The 1278-nt window shown below is 73.2% G+C and carries 2 protein-coding genes; both read left to right on the top strand.

The genetic code is table 11. From position 1 onward, the window contains the following. Positions 1–549: nicotinate-nucleotide--dimethylbenzimidazole phosphoribosyltransferase (locus tag BIS11_RS17855; RefSeq protein ID WP_253586763.1), on the top strand; the 549-nt coding region annotated here is incomplete at its 5' end. 5 nt (positions 550–554) lie between these two features. Then, positions 555–1278: adenosylcobinamide-phosphate synthase CbiB (gene cbiB / locus BIS11_RS17850; protein WP_253586764.1), on the top strand; the 724-nt coding region annotated here is incomplete at its 3' end.

Here is a 1278-nt window from a genome sequence, read left to right as displayed (position 1 = left end):
GGCTGTCACAGCGTGATCCTCGGTGAGATGGGCATCGCCAACACCACCGCCAGCAGCGCCGTGCTGGCGGCGCTTTCGAATCATCCGGTCGCGGCGCTGGTCGGGGCGGGCACCGGCATTGCCCGAGAGCGGCTGGCCCACAAGGTCGCGGTGATCGAACGGGCGCTTGCGGCGCGCGGCTGCGGGCGGGAGCCCGCGCGGGTGCTGGCGGCGCTGGGTGGGCTGGAACTCGCCGCCATGGCCGGCGGCTTTCTGGCGGCGGCGGCGCATCGGCTGCCCGCCGTGGTCGATGGCTTCATCGCCAGTGTGGCGGCGCTGGTCGCCGTGCGCCTGTGTCCGGCGGCGCGAGAGTACCTGGTGTTCGGTCACCGCTCGGCGGAGCCCGGCCACGCGCACGCCCTCGAGGCGCTGGAGGCGACGCCGCTGCTGGCGCTCGACATGCGCCTGGGCGAGGGCAGCGGGGCGGCGCTGGCGTTTCCGCTGCTCACTGCTGCCTGCGCGATGCTGCGCGACATGGCCACCTTCGGCGATGCCGGGGTGACGCGCTAGTGCCGGTGGGGCTCGTGCTCGGCGCGGTCGCGATCGACCTGGTGGTCGGCGACCCGCGCCGGCTGCCGCACCCGGTGGTCGGCATGGGCCGCGTCATCACCTTTCTCGAAGCGCGGCTCAATCGCGGCGCGGCCCTTGCCCGGCGGCTGACCGGCGCGCTCACTACCCTCCTGGTGGTCGGCGGCGTGTTCGGGCTGGCGACACTGGCACTCTGGCTGCTGGCGGCGATCCACCCCTGGCTTGGCCTGGTCGCGGAGCTCTGGCTGCTCTCGACCACCCTGGCGATCAAGGGCCTGGCCGAGGCCGGGCGGGCGGTGGCCGCGCCGCTGGCGCGGGGCGATCTCGACGCCGCCCGCGCGGCGCTTGCGATGATCGTCGGGCGCGACACCGAACACCTCGATGAAGCCGAGATCACCCGCGGCGCGGTCGAGACCGTTGCCGAGAACAGCGTCGACGGCATCACCTCGCCACTTTTCTACGCGCTCATCGGCGGCGCGCCGCTGGCGCTGGCCTACAAGGCGGTGAATACCCTGGACTCCATGGTCGGCTACAAGAACGCACGCTTTGCGGATTTCGGCTTCGCCTCGGCGAAGCTCGACGATCTCGCCAACTGGCTTCCGGCGCGGCTGACCGCCGTTTGCCTCTGGGCGGCGGGGGCGCTGGTCAACGTCTTCACCCCGGCGCGGCTGGCGGTGGCCGGCGCCTTCACCCACACCCGGGCTGAGGCGC

The organism is Halomonas sp. 707D4 (assembly GCF_024158685.1).
Lineage (GTDB): Bacteria > Pseudomonadota > Gammaproteobacteria > Pseudomonadales > Halomonadaceae > Vreelandella.
Note: the sequence above shows the minus strand (reverse complement) of the source record. Positions and strands in the feature narration are given on the sequence as shown.